Annotated in this window: 11 protein-coding genes and 2 pseudogenes; 5 read left to right on the top strand and 8 right to left on the bottom strand. The window is 60.6% G+C overall.

Annotated elements, in window-relative coordinates; genetic code table 11:
• The first annotated feature begins 47 nt into the window (after positions 1-47).
• From HJB91_RS20850 to HJB91_RS20860, 3 genes are read left to right on the top strand one after another with little or no spacing between them, the layout of a single operon-like run.
• Positions 48-734 carry a glutathione S-transferase family protein gene (locus HJB91_RS20850; protein ID WP_221155833.1) on the top strand — a complete coding sequence of 229 codons (687 nt, stop codon included), beginning with the start codon at positions 48-50 and terminating at the stop codon, positions 732-734.
• Positions 731-1072: a helix-turn-helix transcriptional regulator gene (locus HJB91_RS20855; RefSeq protein ID WP_221147578.1), complete on the top strand. Its 342-nt coding sequence runs from the start codon at positions 731-733 to the stop codon at positions 1070-1072. Before HJB91_RS20850 ends, HJB91_RS20855 begins: the two co-directional genes overlap by 4 nt.
• On the top strand, positions 1069-1545 hold the full coding sequence (locus HJB91_RS20860) for an SRPBCC family protein (protein ID WP_221147577.1): 477 nt from the start codon (positions 1069-1071) through the stop codon (positions 1543-1545). The genes HJB91_RS20855 and HJB91_RS20860 overlap by 4 nt, the downstream gene beginning before the upstream one ends.
• Positions 1546-1562: 17 nt before the next feature.
• Here the strand turns inward: HJB91_RS20860 and HJB91_RS20865 are convergent, their stop codons facing one another.
• The 6 genes from HJB91_RS20865 to HJB91_RS20890 form a co-directional block, all read right to left on the bottom strand.
• Positions 1563-2018, bottom strand: coding sequence for a DUF1801 domain-containing protein (locus HJB91_RS20865; protein WP_210631611.1), 456 nt, complete (start codon positions 2016-2018; stop codon positions 1563-1565).
• Positions 2019-2052: 34 nt separating this feature from the next.
• On the bottom strand, positions 2053-2520 hold the full coding sequence (locus tag HJB91_RS20870; RefSeq protein ID WP_221155834.1) for a DUF1801 domain-containing protein: 468 nt from the start codon (positions 2518-2520) through the stop codon (positions 2053-2055).
• A 10-nt stretch (positions 2521-2530) separates the two neighbouring features.
• Positions 2531-2725 (bottom strand): hypothetical protein, encoded by a 195-nt coding sequence (locus HJB91_RS20875; RefSeq protein ID WP_210631025.1) that lies wholly within the window; start codon positions 2723-2725, stop codon positions 2531-2533.
• Positions 2726-2767: 42 nt separating this feature from the next.
• On the bottom strand, positions 2768-3178 hold the full coding sequence (locus tag HJB91_RS20880) for an SRPBCC domain-containing protein (RefSeq protein WP_210631024.1): 411 nt from the start codon (positions 3176-3178) through the stop codon (positions 2768-2770).
• Positions 3175-3498, bottom strand: coding sequence for a helix-turn-helix transcriptional regulator (locus tag HJB91_RS20885; protein ID WP_011425688.1), 324 nt, complete (start codon positions 3496-3498; stop codon positions 3175-3177). The genes HJB91_RS20880 and HJB91_RS20885 overlap by 4 nt, the downstream gene beginning before the upstream one ends.
• Before the next feature lie 480 nt (positions 3499-3978).
• Positions 3979-4350, bottom strand: coding sequence for a hypothetical protein (locus HJB91_RS20890; protein WP_210631023.1), 372 nt, complete (start codon positions 4348-4350; stop codon positions 3979-3981).
• Between the two features lie 161 nt (positions 4351-4511).
• Between HJB91_RS20890 and HJB91_RS20895 the strand changes: the two genes are divergently transcribed.
• Together HJB91_RS20895 and HJB91_RS20900 are read left to right on the top strand one after the other, a co-directional pair.
• A complete protein-coding gene (locus tag HJB91_RS20895) occupies positions 4512-5381 on the top strand; it encodes an NAD(P)-dependent oxidoreductase (RefSeq protein ID WP_210631022.1) in 870 nt (289 codons plus the stop codon).
• The gene (locus tag HJB91_RS20900; protein WP_221155835.1) at positions 5378-6061 is read left to right on the top strand and encodes a DNA alkylation repair protein; all 684 of its coding nucleotides are present in this window, start codon (positions 5378-5380) and stop codon (positions 6059-6061) included. Before HJB91_RS20895 ends, HJB91_RS20900 begins: the two co-directional genes overlap by 4 nt.
• A gap of 36 nt (positions 6062-6097) precedes the next feature.
• On the opposite strand, the pseudogene HJB91_RS20905 reads toward HJB91_RS20900, so the two are convergent.
• Positions 6098-6988 (bottom strand): annotated as a pseudogene (locus HJB91_RS20905) (LysR substrate-binding domain-containing protein).
• 400 nt (positions 6989-7388) lie between these two features.
• Positions 7389-7513 (bottom strand): annotated as a pseudogene (locus tag HJB91_RS20910) (porin); the annotation flags it as partial.

The raw sequence follows: 7513 nt of genomic DNA on the forward strand, positions 1-7513 counted from the left end.
AGTTAGTCAGTCGGCAAAGTTTTCAGCCAGACAGGAAAGGTCGCCGCATGTCGCTCGTCTTTTATGGGCATCCGCTCGCCTCCTTCTGCCACAAGGTGCTGATCGCGCTTTATGAAAACGAGACCCCCTTTGAGAACCGTATCGTCGATCTGTCCGACGAGGCCTCACGCGCCGATCTCTTTCGCTTCTGGCCGATCGGCAAGATGCCGCTGCTCCGCGACGAAGCCCGGGACAGCACCATCCCCGAGACTTCGATTATCATCGAATATCTCGATCACTATTATCCCGGCGCCGTGCCCCTGCTGCCGCTGGAGATCGACCGGGCACTGCAGGTCCGTCTCTGGGACCGCTTCTTCGACCATTATGTCCAGATGCCGATGCAGACGCTGGTCAGCAATCGCCGCCGCCCTGAAGGCAAGGCGGACGAAATCGAGATGACCGCTTCCCGGGCGACGCTAGCCACGGCCTATACCATGATCGAAAAACAACTGGGCGAAAGCCCTTGGATAACCGGCGAGGCCTTCACCATGGCCGACTGCGCCGCAGCCCCCTCTCTCTTCTACGCCGAGACGCTGGTTGCGTTTTCATCAGATCAGCCGAAGCTTCGCGCCTATTACGAGCGGCTGCTGGCGCGCCCGTCCTTCGCCAGGGCGCTGGAAGAGGCCCGCCCCTATTTCAAGTTCTATCCCTATCACGACAGACTGCCCGCCCGCTTTCGGGATGAAGCGGAATGATCGAAAGCCAGGCGGATCTCGACCGCATGTTCCACGCGCTTTCCGACCGCAGCCGCCGCGGCATGATCGACCGGCTCGGCCGCGGCCCGGCCTCGGTCACCGAACTGGCCGCTCCGCTCGCCGTCGCCCTGCCGACGGTGATGAAACATCTGCAGGTGATGGAGGAGAGCGGGCTCGTCCTCTCCGAAAAATCCGGCCGAGTGCGGACCTACCGGCTGCAGCAGGATGCGCTCGCCGCTGTCGAACGCTGGGTGGAACAGCGAAAGACCCGTTGGACCGCCGCCTTTGACGGGCTGGATCAATTTCTCGCCGATGAGCCGGAGACACTCCCCGAATGACGATACGATCTGCCGAACATGCCACCTTCGTCATAGAACGCCGCCTGACGGCACCCGTCGCCCGGGTCTTCCGCGCCTGGTCGACGCCGGAGTCCAAGCGGCAATGGTTTGCCTGCCACGGCGAATGGGTGCCCATAGAATACGCGCTCGATTTCAGGCCGGGCGGTACAGAGAGGAACTATACCGCCGACACCGAGGGGCTTCTGCACGCCTATGACGCCCACTACATCGATATCGTCCCGGATACTCGCATCATCTATGCCTATGAGATGAAGCTCGGGCAAAGCCGCATCTCAGCCTCGCTCGTCACCGTCGCCTTCGACACCGAAGCCAGCGGAACCAGAATGGTCTTCACCGAGCAAGTGGTTTTCCTCGACGGCTACGCCGACAACGGCGCCCGCCTTCAGGGCACAGAAATCGGCCTCACCAATCTCGAACTCTTTCTCGAACGCGAGGCAAGCCCAATTCACTAACGCGGCCGGATGAAGCGTCACACGCTGCTTGATTTCTTCCGCGAACCGGCCGCCCGCACCGACGCATTTAGCGCCGCGGCGGCTCGAATGAGCGCCTTCAGCGCCTCCTCGTCGATCTCGTCGCCTTCATGAAGGTCGATGGCGCGCCGGGTGTTGCCGTCGAGACTGGAGTTGAAAAGGCTTTTCGGATCCTCAAGCGAGGCTCCCTTGGCGAAGGTAAGCTTGACCACGCTCTTATAGGTCTCACCGGTGCAGATGATGCCGGCGTGCTCCCACACCGGAACGCCTCGCCATTTCCATTCCTCGACCACTTCGGGCTCGGCCTGCTTGATGAGCGCGCGGACCCGCGCGAGCACGTCGCCGCGCCAATCCTTGAGTTCCTCGATCCTCGCATCAATCAGTTGAGAGGGAGAGGCTTGCCCGGTCCCTTCCTCGGAATCGATTTTCTTCATGGTGGCCGTCGTCTTCTTCATATTTATCGTTCTCCCATCGCCGCGCATCAAAACCTCACACCCGTTCGCCCGGCAAACGGCTCGCCTGCTCTACCCAGGAGGCGATCTGCGCCTCGTCGAAAGGGTCGTCCTCGCGTATGTCGAGGTAGCGCACCTCTTTCTGCTTGGACTCGCCTGGCGGTAGGGGATGCAGCGACGCACCCTTGAAGAAAGCCACCTTGACATAGCTGGCGTAGCAATGGACGCCGAGGAACCAACCTTGCCCTTCCATGCCGTAAAAGGGCGAGTTCCACTTGATCGCCTTGCAGACGCCGGGCACGGTTCTGCTGATCAGCGCATCGAGGCGACGCCCGATCTCACTTTTCCAGTCCGGCATGGCGGCGATATAGGCTTGCACGGGCGCATCGCCGTAACCCTTGGGGATTTGCGGGTTGCCGCCCGACAGAAGCTTCGGCGCGGCGACCGCCGGTTTGGCAGTCTCTTTCATGACTTTCTCCGCACCCTGCGACGTTTTGCCCGCCATGGATCACCTCCTATCCGCCGATGCATCCCACGCGCCGTTTCGCGGCATAGGGCAGCACAAACAGGCCGAACGGCAGCAACGCCAAGAGCCCAACCCAGACCGCCGACTTCTCCTGCACCATGGCGATGATATTGACGATGACGATCAGCGTAAAGGCAATCGACAGCCAACGGTGGACCTGCCGACACCAGTTGTTCCGGTTCAATGAAGCCTCCTCGAACGAGCCCGACCGGCCGCCGCCAATGGATTAGTCAACCCGCGTCAACACCTGTTCCAGCTTGTCGAAGAATTGCGGCCACCCGCTCCTGGCGCCGCCATAGGCCTGCCGCTGATCCGCCCGAAAACCCGACTGCTCCATTCGCAGATGCGTACCCGCGCCCGTTGGGGTGAGCGTCCAGGTCACGACGGTTTCGAGGCCATAGGCGCCCCAGCTGTAAGCGAGGGTCTTGTGTGGTTCGACTTCCAGAACTCGGCAGTCGACGGCGCCCCAATCGGCGTTGAAGTTGAAGTGATGGTCGACGACCGGCCTGAAGTCGCTTTTCATCAACCACTCTTGGATCAGGTGCGGCTGGGTCAGCGCCCGCCAGATCTTTTCCGCTGGAAAAGGCATTTCCCGCTCGATGACGACGGAACGCGTTTCGGTCGATATGTCTGTCATTGATCCATCCTCTTCAACAAATCTTCGAGCGCATTGAAGCGGCTTTGCCAGAAGCCGGCCATCTCGCTCGTCCAGTCGACGAGCGGCGCAAGCGCTCCGAGCTGCGCGCTATAATGCGTCTGCCGCCCTTCATGACGGTCGCGCACCAGGCCGGCTTGCTTCAGCAGCCCGAGATGCTTCGAAACGACCGGCTGCGAGACCCCGGCCTGCGCCGTCAACGCCCCGACCGTCTTCTCCCCTTCCCGGCACAGCCGCTCGAAAAGCGCGCGCCGGGTGGGATCCGCAAGCGTCCTGAAGAGCACGTCCTGAACGTTCGACATTGAAGACCCATACCCGTAAAGCTATGAATAGACCTATATCCATGGAGGTATACCTATGTCAAGCGACGAACAGAACGCGACAATCGAACAAAAAATGTATTGCCAACCCGTCAATTGATACAACAATCGAAAGGACTACGAATACGGCCATCATAGCCGATCCACTATGAATAATCCCTACTCGCCAGCCACGAGGCTAACCACAGAAACGCCGAAAGCCGCAGACGGCATCCGGCGATACATGCATCTGCGTTCATGAGCCCGAGGCGACTTTCAGGTTGCCGCCATGGCTGCTGCGCCGGCGAAGATCTGTTTGCGGCCGAATTTATTGTTGAAAGCCTGGCAAGCCCGCTCTTGGCGAGCGGACACACGCCTGACATGGCCGCCACCCCGCAGATGCCCAGAAAGATAGCAGCGGCGTCTGGTGAAATGGTGCCCGGAACCGCTATTGGAAGCAGTTCCTCGCCCTCGCCTTGCCCGCTACTTCCCCCGGCGTTCGGCGGCCAGCCGCTCGTGAATGACGGCGGGACCGCCGGCAAGACGTTTCGCAAGCAGGCTCGCCGGATCGACGATGCGCCAATAGGGCGTCACCATCGAAGGTGGTTCGCCCTTCTCCAGTTCACCGACGGACAGGTCGGCAATCGCACGCAAATGCCGCTGCACCGTCACCGGACAGCAGGCGTCCGCTCCGTATTGGGCAGCGAGACGGCGGCGCAGAACGCCAGCCTCGGTAAGGACACCTTCAGGCGCCAACCGAATCTGCTCTGCGACCATCTTCTGAGACGGAATAAGCATCGCCTGCGTGCCGCTGCGGCCTTTGCGGCGCGGCTCGATTCTTGGAATTTCGCTCATGTCACCCCCAGTAACATTGTGCTTCGTTCCATCTAGGGCTCGGCCGATCGGCGACCAGCCTCAAAGAAGCAATCGAAAGGAAGTCCGTCTTCACGGCTTTTCTGCTTGCGCCGTTTCAGTTAATCCTCAGGGCCTCTCACTCTGGATAAGGATAGGAACATATGGCTAAAGTCGCGTTCATCGGTCTCGGCGTCATGGGCTTCCCCATGGCCGGTCATCTGAAGACAAAGGGCGGCCACGATGTCACCGTCTACAATCGCACGGCCGAAAGAGCTGCTGCCTGGGCCGAGAAATTCTCCGGCAAATCCGCCCCCACTCCGGCCGAGGCAGCGGAAGGTGTCGATTTCGTCTTCGTCTGCGTCGGCAATGACGACGATCTCCGCTCGGTCACCTCAGGCGAAAACGGCGCCCTGCACGGCATGAAGCCGGGTTCGGTGCTGATCGATAACACCACCGCCAGCGCCGAGGTCGCCCGCGAGCTTTATGCCGCGGCAAAGGAAAAGGGTGTGGATTTCATCGACGCTCCGGTCTCTGGCGGCCAGGCCGGCGCCGAAAACGGAGTGCTGACCGTCATGTGCGGCGGCGATGAAGCCGTCTTCGAGAGAGCCCGGCCGGTGATCGACGCCTATGCGCGTATGGTCGGCCTGATGGGGCCAGCTGGCTCCGGACAGCTTACCAAGATGGTCAACCAGATCTGCATCGCTGGCCTCGTCCAGGGGCTTTCAGAAGCGCTGCACTTCGGCAAGCGCGCCGGCCTCGATATTGAAAAGGTCGTCGAGGTAATCTCGAAAGGCGCGGCCGGCTCCTGGCAGATGGAAAATCGCCACAAGACCATGAACGCCGGCAAATATGATTTCGGCTTCGCGGTCGACTGGATGCGGAAAGACCTTGGCATCGTGCTCGCCGAAGCCCGCAGCAACGGCGCCAAGCTGCCGGTCACCGCCCTCGTCGACCAGTTCTACGGCGATGTGCAGGCGATGGGCGGCAATCGTTGGGACACTTCTTCGCTGCTCGCCCGGCTTGAGAAATGATCGGTCGCTCTTCCGATCCGGCTGAACTGATCGCGCATCTCGAAACGCTGCGCTCGGAGGAGAATGCCGCTGGAATGGCGCGATTCGGCATCGTCACCGACCGCGCCCTCGGAATTCCCAATCCTGATATCAGGGCGGTCGCCAGATTGGCGAAGAGGAATCACCTCAGGGCAATGCAGCTCTGGCGAAGCAATATTCGCGAGGCTCGGCTGCTCGCTCTCTATACCGCCGAGCCGAAGCGGCTGACGCCGGAAGAAGCAAGAAACTGGGCTCATGATTTCGACTCCTGGGAAATCGTCGACTGCGCCGCCGATCTCTTCGTCGAGGCGGGCCTGGACGAGCTCATTCCTGAATTCGCTGCCGACGAGCGCGAATTTGTTCGTCGCGCCGCCTTCGCCATGATCGCGGGCGCCGCCGTACATCGAAAGGGCGCTACCGATACGGCCATCCTCTCCTGGCTGCCTGTGATCGAGGCGCATTCCGGCGATTCCCGCAACTTCGTACGCAAGGCGGTCAATTGGGCACTGCGCAGCATCGGCAAGCGCAATCGCGCCTGCCATGGACCGGCACTGGGGTTGGCGAAGCTGTTGGCTGAACGTCCAAATAAAACCGCCCGCTGGATCGGCAGGGATGCGGTCAGGGAGCTGAGCGGTGAAAGGCTGTTGGCACGGCTGGAATAGCGCGATGCGTCCCAGGCTGAGGCTGTCGCCTCGTCGTCAATGACACTTGGATTTTTCCACCACAAAATCGATGAGCACTCTGACCGCCGGCGGCATGCACTTGGCGGTTGTGAAGACGATATGGAACTGACTTTCTTCCGACTGCCATTCCGGCAGCACCCGCACCAGCCCGCCGGCCTGCAGATCCGCCTCACACGCGCTTTCGAGCAGAAGTCCGAAGCCGCGGCCGGCGAGCGCTGGATCGAGAATGGCGGTCACGCTGCGGCAGGTCAACCTCGGCTGATGCCGGATTACCCGTTTGTCGTCATTCGGAGCGATGAGCTCCCAGGTATGGAACGACACCCACGGGGTCATCGCCAGCGTCGGAAGGTCGGCGAGCTCGTCGACGCAATTTCAACCGCCGATACGTTCGATGAGCGACGGACTTGCGACCAGAACGCGCCGCGCCCGGTCGAGCTTGCGCATCGTCCGGCTCGTCTGTATCTCCGGCTCGCTGGTCGCCCCACCTCAAGATCGATTCGTTGATGAGGTCGGCGCGGCGGTCGGAGCCGATAATCTGCAGCTTTATCTTCGGAAAGCGTTCGAGGAATTCAGGCAGGATACCTCCGACCGAAATGTCGACCAGACCTAGCGGGCAGCCCGTCCGCACCACGCCCGGCGGGTCGGATTGAGCCTCGGTGACGATCGATTTGCCGGGGTCGGCCTCCTGCAGAATGGTCTGGCATCTTTCGTAAAAAGCTTGACCGATCTCTGTCACCCGGAAGTGACGGGTCGAACGCTCTATGAGCCGTGCGCCAAGCCCATCCTCAAGTCGGCTGACCCGCCTGCTCAATTTTGAGCGCGGTATTTTGAGATTGCGACTTGCAGAAGCAAAACCACCGCTGGAGACGACGGCTGCAAATAATAATAGTCGTTGAGATCGTCCATACGAACAAGCTGTCCGAGAGTAGGAATGAATGCCGCCCCCCGAAAGGGCTGTATCCTCTCTCCACCAAAGCTGTAATCACATTGTCGGTATTGGATTTTCTTTCCACGACCCGTCGCGGCAACGCCAATCAATGGCCAACGGTCAATCCAAACTCTCTTGAGAATAAGCATGGCCTTAAGCAAGGCCGACAGGATGCCGACGTGCGATACACAACATGCCGGTTCGGCTTACCTGGATGACGCTCCGGAAAGACAGCCACAAGAGCGCGTCTCAAAAACGCTGCAAGGACGGTCCGGCAGGGAAGACCGGACCCGTCCCCGTAGCTGATCGGAGGTCACTCGGATCAGAAACTGATTGAAGCGTCCCCGGTCTGAAGACCGGGGACACTCACCAAGTGGATTAGAACGAACGCTGCAGGCGGAAGTAGCCCGAGGTAGAGTCGTCAGCGTCTTCCGGATCGAGGTACTGAACCGAAGCCTTGGCGTAGAAGTTGTCGACGATCTGGTAATCAACCGTCAGACCAA

The sequence above is a fragment of the Rhizobium sp. NLR10b genome (genome assembly GCF_019685435.1).
Lineage (GTDB): Bacteria > Pseudomonadota > Alphaproteobacteria > Rhizobiales > Rhizobiaceae > Rhizobium.